This window comes from Robertmurraya sp. FSL R5-0851, assembly GCF_038002965.1.
GTDB classification, from domain to species: domain Bacteria; phylum Bacillota; class Bacilli; order Bacillales; family Cytobacillaceae; genus Robertmurraya_A; species Robertmurraya_A beringensis.
Genome location: NZ_JBBOOE010000001.1, coordinates 1,985,408 through 2,009,658, shown reverse-complemented (window position 1 = coordinate 2,009,658; position 24,251 = coordinate 1,985,408). Strand labels below are relative to the sequence as shown.

Sequence of the window (24,251 nt, the reverse complement as noted above, 5' to 3'; positions counted from 1 at the left end):
GTGAATACATTCACATAGTTCACGAAAGTGTGACAAACTTCACAAGTTTTCAACATAAAAGAAGTTAAAATAGAGCTATCAAATTGATTGTGAAATAACGAGCATAAAGCTCAGGCTGGGGAGGACAAAACAAAATGGAAAAAAAACATTTAGTTCTTATTGGTAACGGGATGGCAGGAGTAAGAGTAATCGAGGAAATTCTAAAACTAACGCCCGATGCTTTTCATATAACAATCTTTGGAAACGAACCATATCCAAACTACAACCGAATTCAATTATCAAATGTATTGCAAGGAAAAACAACGGTAGATGAGATCTTTCTAAATGAATGGGAATGGTACCGTGAAAATAATATCACTTTATATACAAATGAAGCGGTAGCAAAGATCAATCCACAATTAAAGACAGTCGTTTCTTCTACGGGAAGAATCGTTGCTTACGATGAACTAATTATTGCAACAGGTTCAAGCTCTTTCATCCTACCGGTACCCGGTGCGGATAAACAAGGAGTAACGGGCTTCCGTGATATTCAAGATTGTGAAAATATGATGGAAGTAGCTCGTACACATAAAAAAGCGGTAGTTATCGGTGGAGGTCTTCTTGGTCTAGAAGCTGCAAGAGGTTTAATTGACCTAGGAATGGACGTTCATGTGGTTCATTTGATGCCACACCTCATGGAAAGACAGCTAGATGAGACAGCTGCAATTATGCTGAAAGAAGAACTTGAAGCGCAAGGGATGAAGTTCCTTTTTGAAAAACAAACGAGTGTAATTCTTGGAGATGACCGAGTTACAGGTCTTCGATTTAGCGACGGAACAGAAATCGAAACAGATCTAGTCGTTATGGCGGTCGGAATTAAACCAAATACACAGCTTGCAAAAGAAGCTGGCATTAATGTAAACCGTGGGATTGTTGTCAATGACTTGATGGAAACAAATACACCTAATGTATATGCGGTTGGGGAATGTGCAGAACATAGAGAAATCACGTATGGAATGGTCGCCCCTCTCTATGAACAAGGGAAGGTTTTAGCACAGAGAATACTCGGTTTAGAGGTTTCACCATATGAAGGATCTGTAACAGGGACCCAGCTGAAGGTTTCTGATGTTGACCTTTATTCTGCGGGTGAAATAATTGATGATAAATCAACAAAAGCAATTAAAGTACACAATGAATTTGAAGGCATTTATAAAAAAATACTAATAAGAGACAATCGAGTAGTGGGGATTGTTCTATACGGTGACACAAAGGATAGTACAAAATTGTTCCGCATGCTTGTTGATAAAGAAGATGTTAGTGGGAAAACAAGCGCAAGTATCTTAGACTCTGGTTGCTGTGGCGGGGGTCAAGCAGACATGAGCGTTGACTCTATGCCAGATACAGAGATTGTGTGTGGATGTAACGGCGTCTCAAAGGGAACCATAGTGGAAGCCATTCAAACAAAAGGGCTTACAACGGTTGATCAAGTATCTAGCTGTACAAACGCAGGTCGTTCTTGCGGTCGATGTAAAGGTATTGTTGGTGAAATTCTTGCTTATACATTGGGTGATTCATTTGATGCCACAAAAGCTAATAAAAAGACTCTCTGTGGTTGTACAACTTTAAGCCGTGACGAGGTAGTTGCTGAAATTAAAGAAAAAGGCATGATGAGTACGAAAGAAGTCATGAATGTTCTTGGCTGGAACAACGAGGAAGGCTGCAGCAAATGTCGTCCTGCTCTTAACTACTATCTAGGTATGCTTCACCCTGAAGAATACCACGATGAACGTGACTCTCGACTTGTTAACGAGAAAATGCACGCGAACATTCAAAAAGACGGCACATACTCTGTTGTTCCAAGAATGTACGGTGGTGTAACAAATGCTGAGGACTTAAAGAAAATTGCTGAGGTTACCGAGAAATACAATATACCGCTTGTTAAGCTTACTGGTGGACAGCGTATCGCATTACTAGGTGTGAAAAAAGAAGATCTGACAAATGTTTGGGAAGACCTAGGAATGCCTTCTGGTTATGCCTACGGAAAAACATTACGTACAGTAAAAACATGTGTAGGATCTCAATTCTGCCGTTATGGTACACAAGATACCATGCAACTAGGAATTGACCTTGAGAAGAAATTTGAACGTTTAGACACTCCACATAAATTTAAGATGGGCGTATCAGGATGTCCACGTAACTGTGCTGAAGCAGGAATTAAAGATATGGGAATTGTCGGAATTGATGGCGGTTTTGAATTGTATGTAGGCGGTAACGGAGGAACCGATCTTCGTGCCGGTGACCTACTCTGCACGTTAAAGACTGAAGAAGACGTAATGGATATGATTAGTGCTTATATTCAGTACTACCGTGAGACCGCCAATTACCTAGAGCGTACATCAACATGGATTGAACGTGTGGGCCTAGAACATGTAAAAGAAGTACTGCAGAATGCTGAAGTTAGAAAAGAATTAACTGCGAAACTGGATCGTTCATTAACTAGATACACAGAGCCTTGGAATGAAGCACTGAAAAATCAACAAATTCGTGAAAAATACTACAAAACAGAGGAATTTCCAGAAGTTTTAGTCTAGTATCGTAAGTGGAAATTTAATATTTACGAAGACGAAAATGATGGGTAAAATTAGAGGAAAGGTTTTGGTGATTGATATGCCACAAACATTAACAAAGGTTGATGTCGGAAATTATCAAACATTAGCACATCAAGCAGGAAAAGTGATCCGACTTGGCGAAAAAGAAATAGTCCTATTTAAACTATCAACTGGAGAAGTTAAAGCGGTTGAAAACAAAAGTCCTCATCCAAAAGGAGGCACTTTGGCTGATGGCTTAGTAAGTGGAAGCTATGTATACTGTCCACTTTATGACTGGAAAATCTCTTTGAATGATGGGAAGGTCCAAGCACCAGACGAAGGACAAGTAAAAACGTATGAAGTAGAAGTTGAAGATAATCGCATTTTATTACTAATATAAAGGATGGGGGCGACTTCGCCCCCATTTGCCTAGGGGAGGAAGTTTGTATGACAACAGGAAAAGCATATTTAGTTGGAGCAGGACCAGGGGATATCGGACTCATTACAGTAAAAGGCCTAGAAGCCATTCAAAGAGCGGAGGTTATTCTTTATGACCGACTTGCAAACCCAAAGCTTCTGGATTTTGCACCGCCAAATTGTGAGTTTATCTACTGTGGGAAGCTTCCTGATCGTCATACCCTCAGGCAGGAAAAAATAAACGAGCTACTTGTAGAGAAAACAGCTGCAGGAAAAATCGTCGTTCGATTAAAGGGTGGAGACCCTGGAGTGTTCGGACGCGTAGGTGAAGAAGCAGAGGCTTTAGCTAAAAATGGTCTTTCGTTTGAATTGATTCCAGGAATCACTTCCGGAATTGCAGCCCCTCTCTATGCTGGTATTCCAGTAACCCACCGAGAATATGGAGAATCATTTGCCATTGTTACGGCTCATGATAAATCAAAGGACGGGAAATCTACACTCAACTGGGAAGGACTTGCAAAAGGGATCGATACAATTGCTTTTTACATGGGTGTAGGCAATCTTTCGCATATATGTACGAATTTACTTTCACATGGGAAACCCTCATCAACACCAGTCACGCTCATTCAGTGGGGAACATTTGGACGTCAAAAAACACTGGAAGGTACACTTGAAACGATCGTTCAGCGTGTGGAGGAAGAAAAGTTTACGAATCCAGCCATTACGTTGGTTGGAAATATCGCTTCTCTTAGAGAAAAAATCAGCTGGTTTGAGAAAAAACCATTATTTGGTCGCCAGATATTGCTTCCAAGAACAGGGCTGAACACGAGTAATCTAGCAAAGGCATTAGAAGAACAAGGTGCTGACGTGATTGAATTTCCTAAATGGAAACGTGTAAAAATAACACCAGATCGTCTCATACTATCTAAGCTCTCAATGTATTCTTCCATTATATTTACCTCACCTGAGAGCGTAGAAGAGTTCTTTCAAATATTAATAGAAGAGAAAATAGACATTCGTTCAATCCAAGCTGATTTGTACGGTATGTCGCAGAAATCAGTAAATCAACTATTGAATAAAGGGCTGCTCGCTGAACCAACTGAGAAATTAAGAAAAGGAGGGACTATCCTCCTCATTGGAAGTAGTAATAATATAGAAGAAACTAGTCAAAACGTCTTGAATTTTGGGAATTTTGAAACCTTTACAACATCTATAAAAGAAGTGGATGAAACGTATCTGCCTATTTTTAAGCGTATGCTTGACGACTCTAAGCTTAATACAGTAATCTTTCCAAGTTCCGCTTCTGTACCAATATTGATAAAAGCACTTGAGAAAACTGATTCTCTTACAACAGATATGTTAAAAGAACTAGAGATATACTGCTTTGGTAATCAAACAATGAATGCACTACTAGCACACGAAATACTAGGGGCAGAACAAACAAAAGAAGCAACTATCCCGTCGCTTCTATTATCTCTAGCAAAAAAGTCTGATTCCTAAAAAGCAAACGGTGATGAAATGGAAAACTTATATCCTGTCTTTATAAATCTAAAATACAAAAAGGTATGTATTATTGGCGGGGGACGAATTGCTGCTCGTAAACTGGAAGGATTATTGCAATCAGAAGCAGTCATTACGATCATAAGTCCCACTCTCATGGAGTCCATTTTTCCCTACGTAAACAGTGGATTAGTTCATTGGATTCAAAAATCGTTTGAACTAAGTGATATTGAGGATGCTTTCTATATTATCTCTGCCACCAATGATCCACATGTAAGTAGTGAACTACGGAAAGGGGTCAGTCCCTCTCAACTCATCAACTTTGCTGATGATTATTCCTCTTCTAACGTAATCGTACCTTCTGTCGTTAGGAGAGGACGGCTTGCCATTGCAGTTACGACCTCTGGTGCAAGTCCCAGCTTATCGAAAAAAATAAAAAAAGATCTAGAGGCCATTTATAGTAAAGATTATGAGGATTATGTAGAGTTCCTAATGGAAAAGCGCTCCTATATTCAAGAGAGTGTAAATGACACAGATAAAAGAAGAAAATTGCTCTCTCTGCTTGTAGAGGATCCGATATTTCGTACGGAAGAGAGAGAAAAGCGCTTCCAAAAAATTTACAAAAAGATCAACAATAATTGTGAGTAAGGGGTGCCTTACTCCTTTTTTTTATGGTATAATCTGTTTTTGTAAACAGAATGCTAAAAATCATTGGCATTTTTAAAGAGAATATTAAATATTTTTTAAGAAAAGACAAGAGTCGTCACAATTTGTTAATAACTATGTTGTACACTATTGTTTGTTACTCGCTACTATTTAAGATATTGAAAATTACTAAAAATGAGCTATTATAGTTAAGGTTTTAATGATGAAGAGGTGATTAAATATGCTTAACAAAAAATTAACGCACATACAGTTTTATTTTGTGGCAATTATTCTTTTGTGGATTAAGACTTACGGAGCATATCGATTTGAATTTAATTTAGATCTTGATAATGGAATACAGAAGTTTTTGTTATTTATTAACCCAATTAGTTCTGCCATTCTTTTTCTAGGACTTGCTTTATTTTTTAAAGGGAAAAGATCACTAAAAATGCTAGTGACAGTTAATTTCCTTCTTACTTTCTTATTGTTTGCTAATATTGTGTATTACCGCTTTTTCTCCGATTTCATTACGTTGCCAACCTTAACTCAAACAGGTAACGCATCAGATCTTGGAGGAAGTATTTTAGCTTTAATTCGACCAACGGATTCATTGTATTTCCTAGACACAATCATTTTGTTTACACTGTTACTAACTAAGCGAGTAACACCGATGGTTGGAAAATTAAAAGGACGACAACTTGCTCTAGTATTTCTTACTGGTCTTGGTTTCTTCGCAGTCAATCTTGGACTTGCTGAGACAGATCGTCCTCAGCTATTAACAAGAACATTTGACCGTAATTATATTGTTAAATATTTAGGTATGTACAACTTTACCATTTATGACGCGATTCAAAGCACAGGTGTATCTGCTCAACGTGCAATGGCAGACACGGACGATATTACGGAAGTGCAAAACTTCACAAGAGCGCTATACGCTGAGCCAAACCCAGAACTATTTGGGGTAGCAAAAGGGAAGAACGTGATCTATATTCATTTAGAGTCTGTTCAAAATTTCCTAATTGATTACCAATTAAACGGACAAGAAGTTACTCCGTTTATGAATTCTTTAACAAGAGATTCCAATACGTTTTATTTTGATAATTTCTTCCATCAGACTGGTCAAGGGAAAACAGCTGATGCTGAATTTATGTTAGAAAACTCATTATATGGATTACCACAAGGATCTGCATTCTCAACAAGAGGACGTAACACTTACCAAGCAGCACCTGCTATTCTTGGACAACAAGGTTATACATCAGCGGTGTTCCATGGTAACAATCGTACATTCTGGAACCGTGATGAAATTTATAAACGACTGGGCTTCGATAAGTTTTATGATTTAAGCTATTACAATGCAAAAGAAGAAGATGTCCTTAACTACGGCCTTAAAGATAAACCGTTCTTCGAGGAATCTGTTTCATTGCTAGAATCAGTACCGCAGCCTTTCTATGCTAAATTTATTACTTTATCGAACCACTTCCCGTATCCAATGGATCAAGAGGAAGCAACCATCGAAAAGCATACAACTGGAGACACTTCGGTTGATAACTATTTCCAAACCGCACGTTATTTAGATGAAGCTTTAAGCGAATTTTTTACGTATCTGAAGGAAAGTGGTTTATATGAAAATTCAATGATCGTTATGTATGGTGACCATTATGGCATTTCAGAAAACCATAATAAAGCCATGTCGATTGTTCTTGATAAAGAGGTAAATGAATTTGAAAGTGCACAACTTCAAAGAGTACCACTTTTCATACACATTCCGGGTGTTGAAGGTGGAACCATGCATCAATACGGTGGCCAAATTGACTTAATGCCAACTGTTCTACACTTACTTGGTGTAAGTACGAAGGAATATGTACAGCTTGGTACTGATTTATTTTCACCACAGCATGATTCTGTTGTACCATTCCGTAATGGGAACTTCATTAGCGAATCTGTTACTTATATTGATGGTAGACTCTACAATACAGCAACTGGAGAGCGCATAGAGGAAACAGAAGAGATCACTCGTATGAAGGAGCAAACAGAAGAAAAGCTCCGTACATCTGACGTAATTGTAAATAAAGACTTGCTTCGTTTCTACACACCGGATGGTTTTACACCAGTAAATCCTAATGAATATGACTATACAAACAAGGCTGAGGCTGAGACAAAAACAGAAACTGAAATAGAAACCGATGAAACTGAAGAGTCTGAAGTACCAGCCAATGAAGAAGTAAGCCAATAAAAAACTGTAGGGGATATATTCCCTTACAGTTTTTTTATGGTCAATCCCAAAAGCAGATTGACCATATGTTTTTATAATTTAAAAGAACTCTTTAACGAAACGATCTGATTAAATACAATTTGAGATGGCTTGGAATCCTTTGGATCTACATTAAAATAGCCATGACGGAAAAATTGGTATTTATCATGTGCCTTGATATCAGACATATTTGGTTCGATAAATCCGTTAATTTTTTGCAATGAATTTTCATTAACGTTATCAAGGAATGTTTTGTTTTCTGACTCTTCTTCATCCTCGGCCGTGTTGTCTAAGATCAGAGGCTCATACAAACGGAATTCTGCTGGAATCGCTTGTGATACTTCCACCCAATGTAGAGTACCCTTAACCTTTCTTCCCGTAAAGCCCGTTCCGCTCTTTGTTTCCGGGTCATACGAACAGTGGATTTCAACAACATTGCCATCCTCATCCTTGATGACTTCTTCACATTTAATAAAGTAAGCGTGCTTAAGTCTCACTTCATTACCAGGGAAGAGGCGGAAGTATTTACTTGGAGGATTTTCCATAAAGTCATCTTGCTCAATATATATTTCTCTAGAGAACGGGATTTGTCTGATGCCCATTTCAGGATTCTCCGGATTGATCTCCGCATCAAGCATCTCTACTTGGCCTTCAGGATAATTCGTAATAACAACTTTTAACGGTCGAAGTACGCCCATCGTTCTTGGTGCTTTCAACTTTAGATCTTCACGAACAAAATGTTCAAGCATAGCAGAATCTACCACACCTGACCCTTTTGAAATACCTGTTTCTTTTACAAACTCACGAATCGCTTCTGGAGTATAACCTTTTCTTCGTAATCCAGATATCGTTGGCATCCGAGGATCGTCCCAACCATCTACAAAACCTTCGTCAACAAGCTGTTTTAGTTTTCTCTTACTCATTACAGTATTCGTAAGCCCTAGTCGACCAAACTCGATTTGTTGTGGCTGACTCTCCATTTCACATTGCTCAACAACCCAATTATACAGCGGACGTTGATCCTCAAACTCCGTTGTACATAATGAGTGGGTTACACCTTCAATTGCATCCTCTAACGGGTGTGCAAAAGCGTACATAGGGTAGATACACCATTTGTCACCCGTATTATGATGACTTGCATGAGAAACACGATAAATAACTGGATCGCGAAGGTTAATATTAGGTGAACTCATGTCAATTTTTGCACGAAGCACCTTCTGACCGTTCTCAAATTCACCCTTACGCATACGAGCAAATAAATCAAGATTCTCTTCAATTGAGCGAGTTCTAAATGGACTTTCTTTCCCAGGCTCCGTAAGAGTTCCACGATATTCCCGAATCTCATCTGCGGTTAAATCATCCACATAGGCAAGTCCCTTATTAATTAATAATACGGCTCTATCATACATTTCTTCGAAGTAGTCTGAAGCAAATCGAAGCTCTTCCCATTCAAAACCAAGCCACTTTACATCTTCCTTAATAGAATCAACGTACTCTTGATCTTCTTTCAATGGGTTAGTATCATCAAAGCGTAGATTTGTACGTCCATTAAACTCATCTGCTAAACCAAAGTTAATCACAATTGATTTTGCATGACCAATATGTAAGTATCCGTTTGGTTCAGGAGGGAAGCGGGTAATAATCTCTTTATGTTTTCCCGATTCTATATCCTCCTTAATAATTGTCTTAATAAAATTTGAAGTTTCCAACCAGAATCAGCCTTTCTATGTAACTGTTTTAAATATCATTTGTCTTTCATTATAATATATCAGCAACATAATTAAAAACCCTTATTAGTGATTTATTAATAATGTCAAGACTTGTTTTCAGAAAATTATTTCAATAATTATTTTATTGGAAACTTGATTATCATTCATGCAACCATTTTTAATAGTAAGATTGACCAAAATTAAAAAAGTTTTCCAGAAAAATTTCAATCTTGTAATATAGCTGTAATATTTCTATCACAAACAAAAGCAGCAGTGGATTTCATGCTGTAATATACATGAAATATTAAAGGCTCTTTTTTCTAAGATATATTAATAATTCCATACATGGTTGTAAAAAACATTTCCTCCAATTATTAGTTATACCTTTCTAGTAAAATACCAACTATCATTAAGGTAACAACAAGAGCTGGTAGTGTCAAAACTTCTATGAAAAAGTAACCTGAGGGTTTGTTTTTCTCTCTTTTTTGTATTGGAAGTACCCGCAATCGCTCTTGACAAACACGCCAATGGTTTGAGATTCCCTTATCAAGGGCGAAGGGGACAAAAAGAAGGCATGCCAAATAGCCCTTGGTTTTTTCCATTTTAAACCATTGGCAAGTTCGGTTTGTCAAGAGTTCGCTTCGCCGATTGCTGATTTACTCAAGGGCTCTGCTAAACAAAAAAGTTAGGCTGATTGCTCAATGATCCATTCTTGTGCTAAACCAATAAGTTTAGACCATCGTGCTGGCATATTCGGGAGCTGTGATAACTCCGGATTAAGCACGGGCACCTTACCTTCTAATGCAGAGTGAGGCCTTAAAAAGTTAAAGTAAGCCACAAACAATGTGACGAAAGAAACAGAGCCGTGTTCAGATCCGAACCCGTGTGTTGAGCGATAATTACCCTTAAATGTGCGATTGAGTCTTTCAATTACTTGCTTTAGTGGTCGATACTCCGTTGATACAGGATCTTCATTGGTAAGCCCGATAACCTGCTTAATATCGAACTGAATATCGTGTTGGGCAAAAAAGTGTTGAGCTAAAAGATAAATCGGATTGCCGTCCACCACAAACGTAAGGTCTTTAGGAATATCCTTCATCTTCACTAAGACATCATCAATCGCACGGATCGCCGTAGCTGTATCCCGATTTGGTGACACTGGGTAAGAGAGAATAATCTTTTTCACCGCATCAAAGAAGAAAAACAAGTAATGCCAACGGCCGTTCACCCTGATATAGGTTTCGTCCCCGCAGAACTGGTCAGAAAGTTCATACGGGTAGTAATCTACGTAAGGCTTAAGTGTAAGGGCTACTGCATTCTCGTAATTTAAAATGCTTTGATGCGATATAGATACCCCGTGAACATCTTTCATCAGTGCTGCTGTTTTACGGGCCGAAAGGCCATAGTTAACATGGTAGGTTAAAATGAGCCCTAATGTATGTGGCGAAACATATAACCTTGATAAATCTACCTTTGGCTTCTGTGGAGTAGACTTAGACAATGGCTGAAAATCAATTCGAAACTGTCGGTAAATGTATCTAATCTTAAAGGCTTGAGGGTCCTTTTTAAACTGTTTCTTCTCTTTTGAAGACATACCATTCAGTTTTCTTTGGTAATAGGAACAGTCATTATTCTTGCACTTATACACGTCAAAGTCTTTTCGCGCCTTGACTTTCTCAAGTGTTTTAGAACAATGAGGACACTTCAAAATAGCCTCTTTCAAATAGCGGCTCTTTTCGTTAAAAACACAAGTACACACCTTACATTGATACTGTCCTTTGCCTCCATTATTGGCATAGAGATAATCCGATGGAGCACCGCACTTTGGGCAACTCATTGATGTAGACACCGCTGTCTTTACATTAGAACGCCTTTGAACAGGTTTTAAATGCTTACCGTTCTTCTCCAGATATTCTGTAAGAAGAATACGATAATCATGTTTCTGGAGCGCTTCGATGATCGGAAGATCATCCACCTGAAGTTTACGGTAAGGTTTATTTACAGGAGTTTCTTCAGGCTTTTCAAACATGCCCTTCCCAATAAGCAGGGTAAGTAATGTTCGAATTACCTGATCTTGATACTTGATAAATTCCATTAAATAAGTTAATAATTGAGGGTACAAACTTGTCACTTCCTAGCTTTTAGGGATTAAGTGTTCGGTGTCGTAACCTCACTTTTATCCTAAAACTATGGGGGTGGCAAGTTTTTTGCATTTAAACCCCTTTATATCAAGGATTATTAACTTTTTTAATATAAAAGTTTTGACAATACGGTAGAATCGGTAGTGTCAAAAGATTTATGAAAACTACCTAAAGGGTTAGTTTCTCTCCTATTTACTGGATGGAGATGCGCCGCAATCGCTCTTGACAAACACGCCAATGGTTTGAGGATTGTTTAACAAGGGCGAAGGGAACAAAAGAAGGCATACCAAATAAGCCCTTGGTTGTTTCCATTTTAAACCATTGGCAAGTTCGGTTTGTCAAGAGTTCGCTCCGCCGATTGCTGAATTAGCTTAAGGGCTCAGCTAAACAAAAAGTTAGGCTTGTCTTTGCTCTACTATCCATTGTTGTGCTAATCCAATGAGCTTTGTCCAACGTGCTGGCATTGTTGGAAGCCCCTTGAGTTCTGGATTCACTACGGGCACTTTTCCTTCTAAGGCGGCATGCGGACGCAAAAAGTTAAAGTAGGCCGTAAATAAGGTGACGTATGAAATGGAACCATGTTCAGAGCCGAATCCATGAGTGGAGCGATAATTGCCCTTAAAGGTGCGGTTAAGTCTCTCAATTATTTGTTTCAGTGGTCTATATTCGGTCGAAACAGGGTCCTCATTGGTTAATCCAATGACCTGCTTCACATCGAATGAAATCCCATGTTGAGCGAAGAAATGTTGGGCTAAAAGATAGATTGGATTCCCGTCTACCACAAAGGTCAGATTTTCTGGAATCTCTTTCATCTTGATTAAGACCTCATCAATTGCTCGAATGGCTGTTGCTGTGTCTCGATTAGGCGACACCGGATACGAAAGAATAATCTTTTTCACGGCGTCAAAAAAGAAAAATAAATAATGCCATCGACCGTTTACTCTGATATACGTTTCATCACCGCAGAATTGGTCTGAAAGTTCATAGGGATAGTGATCCACATAAGGTTTAAGTAATAAAGCTACGCTATTTTCGTAGTTCAATACAGTCTGATGTGAAATCATCACTCCGTGTACGTCCTGCATAATCGCAGCTGTTTTACGGGCCGAAAGGCCATAGTTTACATGATAGGTTAGGATCAATCCTAATGTATGTGGGGATGCATAAATCTTTGATAAGTCCACGGCCGGCAGTTCTGGTGATTCCTTGGATAACGGCTGGAAATCGATATAAAACTGACGGAAAATGTATCTCAATTTAAATGCTTGAGGGTCCTTTTTGAACCTTTTCTTTTCTTTTGAAGTCATCCCATTGAGCTTCTTTTGATAATAAAAACAGTCATTGTTCTTGCACTTAAACACGTGAAAATCTTTTCTTTCTTTTATTTTCTCGAGAGTCTTGGAACAATGAGGACACTTCAGGATGGCCTCCTTAGAGTAACGGTTCTTTTCACTGAAAAGTTCTGTACACACCTTGCATTGATACTGACCTTTATCTCCATTGTTGGCATAAAGATAATCCGATGGAGCACCACACTTTGGACAGTTCATGGCTTTAGGTACGGAAACTTTTGCATTCTTACGCCTTTGAACAGGTTTAAGTGGTTTCCCGTTCTTCTCTAGATATTCACTAAGAAGAACTCGATAATCAAGCTGTTCCAGAACTTCAATGACCGGAAGGTCGTCCACTTGAAGTTTTCGATATGGTTTATTTACGGGCTGTTCAGTAGGCTTATCAAACATACTCTTACCAATCAATAAAGTAAGCAATGTTCGAATGAGTTGTTCTTGATAGTTTATAAAAGTTAATAAATAGGTTATAATTTGAGGGTACAAATTGTCACTTCCTTTTCTAGGTTGTTGAGAGTGTCGTAACCTCAATTATCCTTAGAATTCAGGGGGTGGCAATTTTTTTGCTTATAAAGCCCTCTTAGATAGGATTTAATAACCTATTTACTATAAAAGTTTTGACAATACGCAAGAGCTAACAGGAGGGAATACATGAAAAAACAACTATTTGCAGCCGCAGTAACAGCAGGTTTACTTTTCACATCCTTCAACGCTACAGCGAGTGCACATGAAAAAACACATAAAGTTTCTTCTGGAGATACTCTCTATCGAATTGCATTAAACAATAATCTATCAGTCTCGCAAATTATGGAGTGGAACAAGCTTTCTACTTCTAGCATATATGTTGGACAAACATTAACATTACTTGCACCACACACACACACAACAACTTCTTCATCTACGTACACAGTAAAAGCTGGTGAAACACTTTGGGGAATTTCAACAAGAAATGGAATGACTGTTGATCAGTTAAAATCTTTAAACAAATTAACAACCAATACATTGTATGTTGGACAAGTATTAAAACTATCTGGGACAGCACCAGCGCCAACAACAACTTCAACTTCAACGATTAATTCTTTAATTGCTGAATCTAAAAAGTATATCGGTGTTCCTTATGTTTGGGGCGGGAGCACACCATCTGGATTCGATTGTAGCGGTTATTTAAATTATGTATTTGCAAAAGTAGGCGTTTCTATTCCTCGAACAGTGGAGACCATTTGGGGAGCAACCAAGTCTGTATCTGCACCAAGAGTAGGGGACTTAGTTTTCTTTACAACGTATAAAGCAGGTCCGTCTCATGCAGGTATTTATCTTGGGAACAATCAGTTTATCCATGCAAGTTCTTCTCAAGGCGTAACGATTTCTGATATGAACAACACTTACTGGAAATCACGTTACCTAGGAGCACGTACTACTTTTTAAAACTGTAAAAGCAAAAGAACCTGTCCACATAGTTCATGATCATCATAACTGGGTGGACGGGTTTTTATTTATTCACAGGCCTATTTCGCTCTGAAACTACATGTTTTCGCTATCGTTGATTTCTTGTTTTAAGTTGGCTCCAAACCGGTTGGAGACACGCAGATCATGACCATCTTCAGCTGATGCCACATGTATGATATCTTCAACCGCACCTCGTTTGCTTGCTCTTCTTATTTCCGATTCACTACTTGTCATCTCTTCTTCTTTCAAGTGACTCACCTCAAAGGATAGTATGTTCATTTAGTAGACATCTATTCTGATAAGAAGGTGAGAGCTTGCTACTTATGATTGCACCATTTGAGATTGAATATAATGATACAAAAGCTTTCCAGTATTCTCAATGGAAGACTCATGAGTACGCTCAAACGCATGAGAAGAATCGATGCCTGGCCCGATTAACCCATGGACGATATCGTGCCCAGACCGAATCGCAGCAGAAGCATCTGAACCGTAATATGGGTAAATATCGAGCTTATATTCAATATTATTTTCTTCAGCTAAACGTACCAAATGTTTTCGAAGTTCATAATGGTACGGACCGCTTGCATCCTTTACACAAATCGAAACCGTATATTCATCTGTTGATTGACCATCGCCCATGGCACCCATATCTACTGCCAAATACTCGATGGTTTCGGGTGTGATATTGGAGTTGCCACCATAACCGATTTCTTCATTATTAGATATGAGAAAATGTGTTGTATATGGAAGTTCAATCGATTGTTGCTTAATCGTTTTTATCAATTGTAATAAAATAGCTACACTTGCTTTATCATCAAGATGCCGTGACTTGATAAAGCCACTTTCTGTTCGCTCCACGCGAGGGTCGAAGGATACAAAATCTCCCACCTCAATGCCTAGTTTCTTAACCTCCTCTTTATTTTTCACAACCTCATCTATTCGGACTTCCATATTTTCTTGATTTCTTTCCGCTTTACCTGCATCCTTGTAAACGTGAACAGACGTTTGTCGCATTAAAATGGTTCCCGTAAATCTCTTTCCACTACTTGTTTCAATTTGGCAATACTCACCCTCAATGGTGTTATATTGAAAGCCACCAATTAAATCGATCTTCAAACGACCGTTTGACTTTATTTCCTTCACCATTGCCCCTAATGTGTCCACATGTGCAGTCAGCATTCTGTGATGACTATCTACACGCCCCTTAATTGTAGCTAGTAAGCCTCCTTTGCGATTTCTTTTTGTTTCCACTCCAATTTCCTCTAAAAACTTCTCTACAAAGGTAATCACATCATTTGTGTTGCCTGAAGGACTTGGAATGGAGACTAACTCGGTTAATAAATCTAGTGTTTCATTCTTATCTATGTATGTCATGCATGATTCCTCCTTTTTAAACTAAATAGTAGCATTCATACCTAAAAAAATACAGCGGCGAGTTTTACAAAAGGATAAATTTGGATATAGATAAAAACAGTAAACAAAGGAGGGAAATGATGTTCAGAGACATTTTTCATCAATCGACACTCCCACAGGTGGTCATAGAACCTGATTTAACATACATTGAAATGAACAACGCATTTTTCCAGTTTCTTGGTTATACCAAAGAAGAGTGTGATTCGCTAACGATTGAAAGTATTTCACATCCCGATGATTTTCTACAGGATTTTCGTCAATTTCAAAGGTTACATAATGGGATTATCAAAGAATACGAAATGGTTAAGCGCTATATTCATAAAAATGGACAAATCAAAACAGGCAGATTAAAGGTTTGTACGATCCGAGACCAAAAAACAAAGAAAAAGTTCTTCCTCGCACAAATTTATGATTTAACTGAATTCACTAAAGTTTATGAGGGATTAAGACAAAGCGAACAAAAATATCGACTGCTCGCAGAAAACAGCTCTGATATTATTTGTCTACATGACTCTCATGGTCACATTCTGTATATTAGTCCGTCCATCAAAGGAGAGCTTGGTTACGAGCCTGAAGAACTAATTGGCTGTTATTCACCGAAACTCGTTCATCCTGAGGACCAAGACTTCGTTACGCTAGAAGAACAAACGATTGCTTTTCGAGCAAAAAAGAAAAATGGTTCGTATATATGGATGGAAACAGCTATAAAAAAAGTCATTGATGATGAATGCCATTCCATGTCGCAATTTATTACCGTCACACGTAATATTCAAAAAAGGAAGGAGACCGACGAGCTCCTAAGAAAGTCGGAAAAATTAGCTGTTGTGGGCCAAATGGCTGCTGCCGTTGCCCACGAAATTCGTAACCCTTTAACCCCCATCAAAGGGTTTATTCAGTTACTGAACTCAGGGGCAGAGGTTTCATCTCATTATTCAGCTATCATATTAAATGAAATCAGTCGGATTGAATCCATTCTTTCTGAATTTCTATCTCTTGCAAAACCAACGGAAAGAAAGAAGGAAGCGATTTGTGTAAATGAACTTTTAGAACAGGTGATTCAGATTTTCACACCACAGGCATTTTTAGCCAACAAGGAAATTCTTTTTCAAAAAAATGGAGAATCAAATAAAAAAATTAATGGCGATAGCAACTCCCTAAAACAAGTATTCTACAACGTGTTACAAAATGCCCTAGACGCCATCGAGGAAAAGGGACGAATCATGGTGAACCTTGAAGAAGGGGGAGAGGTACTTTGTGTACATATCAATGACAACGGATGTGGAATGCCAGATGAACGGATCAAACTTATTGGAGAACCCTTCTACTCTACAAAGGAAAAAGGAACAGGATTAGGGTTGATGACTAGCTACAATATCATAGAAAATCATGATGGTTCTATTAGCTTTGAGAGTAAAGAAGGAGAGGGAACGACGGTTACTATTTCGTTTCCATATGTTGAAAAAGAGGCATAACTAAAAAATGAGAACTCATCAGCTGTGAGCTCTCATTTTTTTCTTATAAAGTTGTTCAAAATATGGGTGCAAATGCTGAACCACATACCCGAGAGTTAACGTGACAATAATCGTCCCTACTCCAATTTCTCCCTTGAATAGAAGGGCAAGAATAAATGCTGAACCCTCGGCGATCACCCTCGCTAACCCAAGTGACAAACCAAAGCGCTCATGAATCGCAACCATTAATACATCCATGGGACTTGATGGTAGCTTGGCTTGTAGATAAATCGATATTCCAAGACCCAATATGAGAATCCCGAAAATAAGCGAGATGACCTTCAATAAAAGTGAACCTGGATGATAGTGATTAAATAAAACAAAAAACCAAAAGTCAATTAATAAACCAATCGATAAAATCGTTAAACCTGCTAAATATTCTGGCTTCTTCTTTTGAAGAATGGAATTAATAATAATTAGGATAATACCATTAATTAATACACATGTACCCATGCTAAGGCCAAATACACGTGCTTCTCCAATCGCCAGTGCATCCCATGCCCCTGCACCAAGACCTGCTTGAATAATCAGGCACACACCGAAGGTAAGTATCAGGATTCCGATAAGAAAAAATACCATTCTGTTCTTCATAAGCTGCTCCTTTTTGAACTAATACAGACTATTATCTCCACACAAAGAATGAACATACAACTTGCCAATTGTACGATAAATGTTATAGAGTAGGCATAAATACTGGAGGTAGTTATTTTGGAAAACAAATGCAAACTTAATCATCCCGTTGAAGACGTTCGAAACAAATACGAATCGCAAAAAGAGTATTTACCTTTAGACATGATTTCTTCTTTTGAAGCATTTTTCACCCATGAACATACTCAGGACATCTTAAATGATGTGTTTCATTTGTTAAAAAAATACGATCTTTCTTCAGAGGAAGAGAGAGAACAAAGAAATAAAAGGTTGTATATGGTTTTACATAATGTATAAAAAAGGAAGCGGACTTCAAGTTCGCTTTTTTTGTAACAGGACAAACCTGTTGTATCGTCTACTCGTATAGAAAGAAAAATCAAAATTTCAAAAATCAAAAAGAGAAGCTATAATGAATATAATGTTTAAAGAATGGGGGGGCGACATGAAAAAAGAAGTAAAGGTAGCGATGATTGGAATTGGTGCAATTGGAGAACGTGTACTGCGAAAGTTCCAGTACCATTCAGGTGTAGAGCTTGTTGCTGTTTGTGATCAGAATGCTGAAAAATTACAAGCGCTCAAAGAAGAATTGGAAGACGTTTCTCTCCACACGGATTATATAGACATGTTACAGAAAAATGAGATTGATTTGGTATATATTGCTGTCCCTCCCAAATATCATCATGAAATTGTTTTATACGTTTTAAAACAAAAAAAGCATGTTTTATGTGAAAAGCCTTTAGCCAATTCATTAAATGAAGCCATCGAAATGATGGAAGCAGCAAGAGAAGCTCGGGTTACACATGCGATGAATTTTCCAATGGTGTATACAAATGTATATCAATTATTTAAAGATAAAGTGTTAACTGGGGAAATCGGAGAGGTAAAAAGGGTAGAGGTTCATTTACATTTTACCGAGTGGCCACGTGCCTGGCAGAAAAATAATTGGATTTCTAGCCGAGAGCAAGGCGGCTTTATAAGGGAAGTTGCACCACACTATATTCACATGATTCACGATATGCTAGGTGAACTACATGACGTAACATCTTTTGTCGATTATCCTGAAAACGAGTCTTTGTGTGAAACTGCATTTGTCACACATATGAAGCTACAAAACGGCGTAACCGTATTATTTAACGGAGTAAGCGGAATTGGCCAGAAGGAACATCTCTCGTTTAAAGTGTTTGGAGAGAAGGGGACGCTTGATTTAACAAATTGGAGCCAACTTTGTATGAGTTCCCCAGATAAACAGACATCCGTTCTGCCGATTGAAAGAACCGAGCAGCATGATATTGTTATGGAGATTCTTAATGCTATTGAAGGAAAAGAAGCTAAAATAGTAACATTCGAACAAGGCTACCAAGTCCAACAAGTGTTAGAAAAAATGTTAAAAAAATAGCACAAAAGACACCTTGCAGGGTGTCTTTTTTCGGTATTCGAAAGATTCCTATTGCAGGGAGAAACCGATTGGGAGTATGATAACTTTTGAATAGTGAAAATGGAAAAAGAAAGAAGCTGAGTGTATGAAACCTTCTTCATATGAGTATAATGAAAAGCTTAGCATTCAAAATGGAATCGCTTCAACGATCGTCACAAACATTACGAATAATTACTTCACTTTATTTGCTATCAGCGCCTTAGGTGCAAGCAATTATCAGATCGGCCTTATGAATTCCCTTCCTCAATTTATCGGTATGTTTGCGATGGTTGCAGGCTCTATCCTATTAGGGCGATTAAATGAGAAAAAGAAGTTTACCGCCTTATCCATTCTCTTTACTAGATTATTTCTTATATTAATGACATTTGTCATATATATTCCAGGTGACTATAAAAGCTGGGTTTTTGTCATACTAGTTGGCTTAATGAATTTCCCAGGCTCGTTTGCTCTCGTAAGCTGGCAATCTTTTATCGGAGATTTGATTCCAGAGTCACGGAGAAGTAATTTCTTTAGTAACCGCAATCGTATTTTAACAATTGTAGGGATGATTTCAACGTTTATTATCGGACTATCATTACAGTATTTTCATCCTTCCAATCCATTGCCATATCAAGTATTATTTTTTCTGGCCTTTTTATTTGGTTTAGTGGAAGTGTATTATTTATTTAAACATAAGGAGCCCAAGCTAGAAAAGAAAGTTGTCACAAAAAGCAAAGGACTCGGATTTCATGTGTATAAGCACAAGCCATTTTTATATTTCTTAGTTTGTGGATTATTCTTTAATTTTGCCTGGCAAATGGCCTGGTCACTTTTTAGCATTTACCAGATAAAATATGCCATGGCAACAGGTCTATGGATTAGCTTATTTGCTGTTGCCAATCAAGTCGCACAAATTGTCAGCTTTAAATGGTGGGGAAGAATGGCAGACAAGCATAGCAATGCGAAAATGATGATTCTTGTCTCGGTTGGAATGGCAACTGCCCCCATTTTAAACGTTTTGTCTACCAATCTCGTATACTTATTAATTGTGAACGGGTTGTCCGGTTTTTTCGTCTCAGGCACGGTCTTGATTTTATTTAATCAACTGCTAGAAGTCACAAAAGAAGACAATCGAAGCTTATGCATCTCACATTACAATGTGTTATTAGCATTTGTAGCTTTTATTGCTCCTCAGTTTGGGGTATATTTACTTGAAACCACATCTATGGACATGGCCATGACAACAGCAACTATATTGCGTGGACTTAATGCTTTTCTTTTCTTAGCGCTTTACGTTTTCATGAAAAAAGAAAAATTCAAGCAAAATACGCTTATTCCGTCTAACTAACCATTGTTCTAGAATGACTCTTTTCGGTCTATACTAACAAAAAGAAGTCGAAAAATAAGTTAACAAGTCATCTTCATCCGAGGGTGACTATTTTCTTTCATAAGAAATACTGCATGCAGATAGTTGGAGGGGGAATCGCTTGTGGAAAGGGAACGAGAACTTGAGCAGAAAAGAGTTAATGAGATCATAAAAATAATTAATCATAAATCAAACAAAATCTTTAAGCATCTTGAGAAAGTCGGTGGAGATGCACTCGAAATTAGGCAAAACTTCTGGAATGACGTAACAGTGAATACGGATGAAGCAGATGATTTAGCAGAAACCTTCTCAAGCATCAAACAACAAGCCCAGCTTCTATTGGAAAGGGAAAGAAGCCAAAGTCAGCTCGATAAACAAATCAATACCTTGTTTCGGTTAAAAAATTCGCCTTATTTTGGTCGCGTAGACTTTTTAGAAAATAACGAACCATCTACCGAATCTATTTACATAGGAATTAGTTCATTGATGGATGAAAAAGATGAAAACTTTCTGATATTTGATTGGAGAGCACCCATATCCAGCCTTTATTATGATTACTCCCCCGGAGAGGCAAAATATACTACTCCAGAGGGGACGATTGAAGGAGTCATTGAGTTAAAGCGTCAATTTCTAATTCGCCATAGCGTGATTCAAGGTATGTTCGATACCGGGATTACAATTGGCGACGAAATGTTACAGGAAGTATTAGGAAATAATGCGAATTCACAAATGAAAAGTATTGTTGCAACGATTCAAAAAGAACAAAATCGAATCATTCGAGATGAAAAAAGCAAACTATTAATTGTTCAAGGTGTTGCTGGAAGTGGAAAAACATCCGCAGCCTTACAGCGTGTAGCCTATTTACTTTACCGATATCGCGGGAAAATCACCTCTCAAAACATTATGCTGTTTTCACCTAATCCATTATTCAATAGCTATGTGTCCACGGTTTTACCAGAGCTTGGTGAAGAGAACATGCAGCAAAGTACGTTTTTAGAATTTCTTTCATCAAGAGTAGGTGCAAGGCTTGAGCTCGAGGATTCTTTTATGCAATTAGAAAGCCTTCTGTCCTCTGAGCAAATCAGTTCGTACGAGCTACGAATGAAGAGTATTAAGTTAAAGTCGAGTCTTGATTATAAAAATATTCTTGATGACTATATTCAAAAATTAAACCATTCCGGCCTTCAGTTTCACCCGATCGTTTTCAAAGGGAAAGTTCTTTTGTCAGCTGAAGACATAACAGAAAAGTTTTATCGTCTAGATAAACAAGCAAGTATCCCAAGTCGGATGGAAGACCTAAAAGAATGGTTATTAAAAGAAATTCGTAGACACAAACGCGCAGAAGCAAAGAAAGACTGGGTAAAGGAAGAAATTCAGTTTCTAGATAAAGAAGATTATTTGGAAAGCTTCAAAAAAATTCAGAAAAAAGAGAATGACGGATTTCAAGATTTTGATGTAGAAGAGAAATTTTTATCAAGTGTAGTCGTTGCTAGATACTTTAAACCTCTCATCAAAAAAATTAAAAGATATCAGTTCATTAATTATGAAGAAATATACCGAAACCTATTCTTCACTTTGTCTGGAGAATGGGAAGAGGTCGTTGGACTAAGCTTAAGGCAATTAGAAGAGGGATTTTTAACCTATGAAGATGCGACCCCATTTGTCTATTTAAAAGAGAAGATCGAGGGGAGCAAATCAAGGCTTTCCATTAAGCATGTCTTTATTGATGAGGCACAGGACTATTCACCATTTCAATTTGCGTATATTCGTGAATTGTTTCCCGTAAGCAAAATCACCTTACTTGGTGATATCAATCAAGGGATTTATGCACATACAGATGACACAAGCTCCATTTTGCTAGGAGAAGAAGTGAAAGATAAAGAAACGATTACTTTAACAAAGAGCTATCGCTCAACCAGACCGATTGTTGAATTTACAAAAGGTTTATTGCCAAACGGCGAAATGATCGAACCATTTAACAGGGATGGAGAGAAACCAACTCTAACGATTTACAAGAAGAAGGAAAGTCATAAACAGGGGTTACAAAGCCTTCTTGACCAACTGGTTGAGGCAGGGCATGAAACGATTGCAGTTATTTGTAAAACAGCGAAAGAAAGTGCAACGGTCTATGCTTCCTTAAAAACCGGTCGCGATGTTCACCTGGTAGAAAAGGGAACCGTCTCCTTTGAAAAAGGGATTACCGTTATCCCAGCGTATTTGGCAAAGGGCATCGAGTTTGATGCAGTTATTATTCACGATGCGTCTCAACATACGTACTTTAGAGAAAACGAACGAAGACTCTTTTATACCGCTTGTACAAGAGCGATGCACGAGCTTCACATACTGTCCCTAGGAGAACCGTCTATGCTTTTAAAAAATAGTATGGAAAAACTACAGGCAGCCCACAAATAGGCTGCCTGTTTTTTCGATTGTTATAACGATTCTGCAAGCTCATACCAGTACGTGCACAGTGTCTCAAGTCCTTTGTCAAAGTTCTCAAGGTGGAAATGCTCGTTCGGAGCGTGGAAGTTTTCCGTAGATAATCCAAAGCCCATCAAGACCACTGGTAGTCCTAATAATTGATCAAAAGCGGCAACGATTGGAATCGACCCACCTCCACGAGTATAAGCAGTAGGAACTCTGTAAATGGCTTCGTATGCCCTGCCAGCTGCTTGGATGGCTGGATGCTCGAGAGGAGTCACATACGGATGACCTTGATCAAATAAGGACACATTTACCGTCACACCCGCGGGTACATTCGCGTAAATATGCTTGGTTAAAAGATCGGCAATTTCAGCTGGATCTTGATTAGGAACCAAACGACAGGTAATTTTCGCAGAGGCCTTAGCAGGAATGACCGTTTTTATGCCCTCTCCTTGAAAGCCTCCGTAAATGCCGTTCACTTCTAAGGTAGGTCGCACGTAGGTACGTTCTCGGGCGGTAAATCCAGGTTCTCCATGCAGTTCAGAAACTCCTAATTGTTCCTTTAGTTCCTCGTCTATGTCACCAAGTGCTGCAAATGCTTCTCGTTCTTCTGGTGTAATCTCTTGAACACTATCATAGAAACCTTCAACTAACACTTTTCCGTCAGGACTGTGGAAGGAATTCACAATCTCTACTAATGCATGAATCGAATTCTGCACCGCACCTCCGTAAAGTCCTGAATGAAGATCACTATTTGCACCAGTTACATCGATCTGAAGTCCGCATAAACCGCGTAGTCCATAACAAATGGCAGGTTTTCCAGGCCCTTGCATGCCGGTGTCTGAAATCACTATCACATCAGCAGCCAACAACTTCTTATTCTCTTCAACAAACTGAGGAAGAGTAGGACTTCCAATTTCTTCTTCTCCTTCGATACAAAACTTGAAATTCACAGGAAGGCTTCCAGTTGTTCGTAAGATCGCCTCCACTGCTTTTATATGCATAAACACTTGACCTTTATCATCGCTTGCCCCTCGAGCGTAAATTTTGTGGTCACGAATATTGGCTTCAAATGGGGGAGTATCCCAAAGTTCAAGCGGATCAACCGGCTGAACATCATAATGGCCATATACGAGTACAGTTGGCTTTCCTTCTTGCTTTAACCAATCACCATACACAACAGGATGGCCCTTCGTTTCATATACTTTTACGTTTTCCATTCCAGCATCCTGTAGCGCTTTTGCCGTCCATTTTGCTGCACTTTTCACATCTTGTTTATGCTCAGGAAGGGAGCTAATACTTGGTATAGCCAAATACTTGGTAAGCTCTTCTAAATGCTTGCTTCGGTTGGAAGCTAAATAATCAAAAATCTCTTTGTTCATCACTCATTCTCCTTTAATTAAAACAGTTCTTATTAGTATTTCGATAGACGAAACGAAAAATCCTTTAA

The 24,251-nt window shown here is 38.3% G+C and carries 18 protein-coding genes; 11 read left to right on the top strand and 7 right to left on the bottom strand.

All coding sequences use genetic code 11. The features are described 5' to 3' along the window. Positions 1-134: 134 nt before the first annotated feature. From nirB to MKX65_RS10135, 5 genes are all read left to right on the top strand, one after another. Positions 135-2,570, top strand: coding sequence for a nitrite reductase large subunit NirB (nirB, locus tag MKX65_RS10155; RefSeq protein WP_160546019.1), 2,436 nt, complete (start codon positions 135-137; stop codon positions 2,568-2,570). 76 nt (positions 2,571-2,646) lie between these two features. Then, complete coding sequence (nirD, locus tag MKX65_RS10150) at positions 2,647-2,967, top strand: nitrite reductase small subunit NirD (RefSeq protein ID WP_160546157.1); 321 nt, start codon at positions 2,647-2,649, stop codon at positions 2,965-2,967. Positions 2,968-3,014: 47 nt separating this feature from the next. Then, positions 3,015-4,484 (top strand): uroporphyrinogen-III C-methyltransferase, encoded by a 1,470-nt coding sequence (cobA, locus tag MKX65_RS10145; protein WP_160546018.1) that lies wholly within the window; start codon positions 3,015-3,017, stop codon positions 4,482-4,484. An 18-nt stretch (positions 4,485-4,502) separates the two neighbouring features. Beyond that, positions 4,503-5,132: a precorrin-2 dehydrogenase/sirohydrochlorin ferrochelatase family protein gene (locus MKX65_RS10140; RefSeq protein ID WP_340903508.1), complete on the top strand. Its 630-nt coding sequence runs from the start codon at positions 4,503-4,505 to the stop codon at positions 5,130-5,132. A 238-nt stretch (positions 5,133-5,370) separates the two neighbouring features. Then, positions 5,371-7,362 carry an LTA synthase family protein gene (locus MKX65_RS10135; protein ID WP_340903506.1) on the top strand — a complete coding sequence of 664 codons (1,992 nt, stop codon included), beginning with the start codon at positions 5,371-5,373 and terminating at the stop codon, positions 7,360-7,362. Positions 7,363-7,433: 71 nt separating this feature from the next. Here the strand turns inward: MKX65_RS10135 and MKX65_RS10130 are convergent, their stop codons facing one another. The 3 genes from MKX65_RS10130 to MKX65_RS10120 form a co-directional block, all read right to left on the bottom strand. Further along, positions 7,434-9,089, bottom strand: a complete 1,656-nt coding sequence (locus tag MKX65_RS10130) for a glutamine--tRNA ligase/YqeY domain fusion protein (protein WP_160546015.1) — start codon at positions 9,087-9,089, stop codon at positions 7,434-7,436. Positions 9,090-9,774: 685 nt separating this feature from the next. Beyond that, on the bottom strand, positions 9,775-11,211 hold the full coding sequence (locus MKX65_RS10125; protein ID WP_235252829.1) for a DDE-type integrase/transposase/recombinase: 1,437 nt from the start codon (positions 11,209-11,211) through the stop codon (positions 9,775-9,777). Positions 11,212-11,625: 414 nt separating this feature from the next. After that, positions 11,626-13,065, bottom strand: a complete 1,440-nt coding sequence (locus MKX65_RS10120; protein ID WP_340903366.1) for a DDE-type integrase/transposase/recombinase — start codon at positions 13,063-13,065, stop codon at positions 11,626-11,628. A 165-nt stretch (positions 13,066-13,230) separates the two neighbouring features. On the opposite strand from MKX65_RS10120, the gene MKX65_RS10115 reads away from it, so the two are divergent. Next, positions 13,231-14,004 carry a C40 family peptidase gene (locus MKX65_RS10115; RefSeq protein ID WP_340903504.1) on the top strand — a complete coding sequence of 258 codons (774 nt, stop codon included), beginning with the start codon at positions 13,231-13,233 and terminating at the stop codon, positions 14,002-14,004. A gap of 96 nt (positions 14,005-14,100) precedes the next feature. Here MKX65_RS10115 and MKX65_RS10110 read toward each other — a convergent pair whose 3' ends face one another. Together MKX65_RS10110 and MKX65_RS10105 are read right to left on the bottom strand one after the other, a co-directional pair. Then, on the bottom strand, positions 14,101-14,304 hold the full coding sequence (locus MKX65_RS10110) for a hypothetical protein (protein WP_340906385.1): 204 nt from the start codon (positions 14,302-14,304) through the stop codon (positions 14,101-14,103). Positions 14,305-14,346: 42 nt separating this feature from the next. Then, positions 14,347-15,399: a M42 family metallopeptidase gene (locus MKX65_RS10105; protein ID WP_340903503.1), complete on the bottom strand. Its 1,053-nt coding sequence runs from the start codon at positions 15,397-15,399 to the stop codon at positions 14,347-14,349. 119 nt (positions 15,400-15,518) lie between these two features. On the opposite strand from MKX65_RS10105, the gene MKX65_RS10100 reads away from it, so the two are divergent. Further along, positions 15,519-16,910, top strand: a complete 1,392-nt coding sequence (locus MKX65_RS10100) for a PAS domain S-box protein (RefSeq protein WP_340903502.1) — start codon at positions 15,519-15,521, stop codon at positions 16,908-16,910. Positions 16,911-16,928: 18 nt separating this feature from the next. Here MKX65_RS10100 and MKX65_RS10095 read toward each other — a convergent pair whose 3' ends face one another. After that, complete coding sequence (locus MKX65_RS10095) at positions 16,929-17,540, bottom strand: YczE/YyaS/YitT family protein (protein WP_340903501.1); 612 nt, start codon at positions 17,538-17,540, stop codon at positions 16,929-16,931. A gap of 117 nt (positions 17,541-17,657) precedes the next feature. On the opposite strand from MKX65_RS10095, the gene MKX65_RS10090 reads away from it, so the two are divergent. From MKX65_RS10090 to helD, 4 genes are all read left to right on the top strand, one after another. Next, complete coding sequence (locus tag MKX65_RS10090) at positions 17,658-17,894, top strand: group-specific protein (protein WP_160546010.1); 237 nt, start codon at positions 17,658-17,660, stop codon at positions 17,892-17,894. Between the two features lie 145 nt (positions 17,895-18,039). Then, positions 18,040-18,993 (top strand): Gfo/Idh/MocA family oxidoreductase, encoded by a 954-nt coding sequence (locus MKX65_RS10085; RefSeq protein WP_160546009.1) that lies wholly within the window; start codon positions 18,040-18,042, stop codon positions 18,991-18,993. A 124-nt stretch (positions 18,994-19,117) separates the two neighbouring features. Further along, positions 19,118-20,359, top strand: coding sequence for an MFS transporter (locus MKX65_RS10080; RefSeq protein ID WP_340903498.1), 1,242 nt, complete (start codon positions 19,118-19,120; stop codon positions 20,357-20,359). A gap of 141 nt (positions 20,360-20,500) precedes the next feature. Next, positions 20,501-22,789, top strand: a complete 2,289-nt coding sequence (gene helD, locus MKX65_RS10075; RefSeq protein WP_340903497.1) for an RNA polymerase recycling motor HelD — start codon at positions 20,501-20,503, stop codon at positions 22,787-22,789. A gap of 20 nt (positions 22,790-22,809) precedes the next feature. On the opposite strand, the gene MKX65_RS10070 is transcribed toward helD, so the two are convergent. Next, the gene (locus tag MKX65_RS10070; RefSeq protein ID WP_160546007.1) at positions 22,810-24,183 is read right to left on the bottom strand and encodes a dipeptidase; all 1,374 of its coding nucleotides are present in this window, start codon (positions 24,181-24,183) and stop codon (positions 22,810-22,812) included. Positions 24,184-24,251 lie beyond the last annotated feature (68 nt).

Bases quoted from the DNA above. Each gene is read 5' to 3' on its own strand.
- MKX65_RS10085 (WP_160546009.1), top strand. From the start codon at position 18,040: ATGAAAAAAGAAGTAAAGGTAGCGATGATTGGAATTGGTGCAATTGGA.
- cobA (WP_160546018.1), top strand. From the start codon at position 3,015: ATGACAACAGGAAAAGCATATTTAGTTGGAGCAGGACCAGGGGATATC.
- MKX65_RS10135 (WP_340903506.1), top strand. From the start codon at position 5,371: ATGCTTAACAAAAAATTAACGCACATACAGTTTTATTTTGTGGCAATT.
- MKX65_RS10140 (WP_340903508.1), top strand. From the start codon at position 4,503: ATGGAAAACTTATATCCTGTCTTTATAAATCTAAAATACAAAAAGGTA.
- MKX65_RS10080 (WP_340903498.1), top strand. From the start codon at position 19,118: ATGAAACCTTCTTCATATGAGTATAATGAAAAGCTTAGCATTCAAAAT.
- nirD (WP_160546157.1), top strand. From the start codon at position 2,647: ATGCCACAAACATTAACAAAGGTTGATGTCGGAAATTATCAAACATTA.
- MKX65_RS10100 (WP_340903502.1), top strand. From the start codon at position 15,519: ATGTTCAGAGACATTTTTCATCAATCGACACTCCCACAGGTGGTCATA.
- nirB (WP_160546019.1), top strand. From the start codon at position 135: ATGGAAAAAAAACATTTAGTTCTTATTGGTAACGGGATGGCAGGAGTA.
- MKX65_RS10070 (WP_160546007.1), bottom strand. From the start codon at position 24,183: ATGAACAAAGAGATTTTTGATTATTTAGCTTCCAACCGAAGCAAGCAT.
- MKX65_RS10105 (WP_340903503.1), bottom strand. From the start codon at position 15,399: ATGACATACATAGATAAGAATGAAACACTAGATTTATTAACCGAGTTA.
- MKX65_RS10115 (WP_340903504.1), top strand. From the start codon at position 13,231: ATGAAAAAACAACTATTTGCAGCCGCAGTAACAGCAGGTTTACTTTTC.
- MKX65_RS10110 (WP_340906385.1), bottom strand. From the start codon at position 14,304: ATGAACATACTATCCTTTGAGGTGAGTCACTTGAAAGAAGAAGAGATG.
- MKX65_RS10095 (WP_340903501.1), bottom strand. From the start codon at position 17,540: ATGAAGAACAGAATGGTATTTTTTCTTATCGGAATCCTGATACTTACC.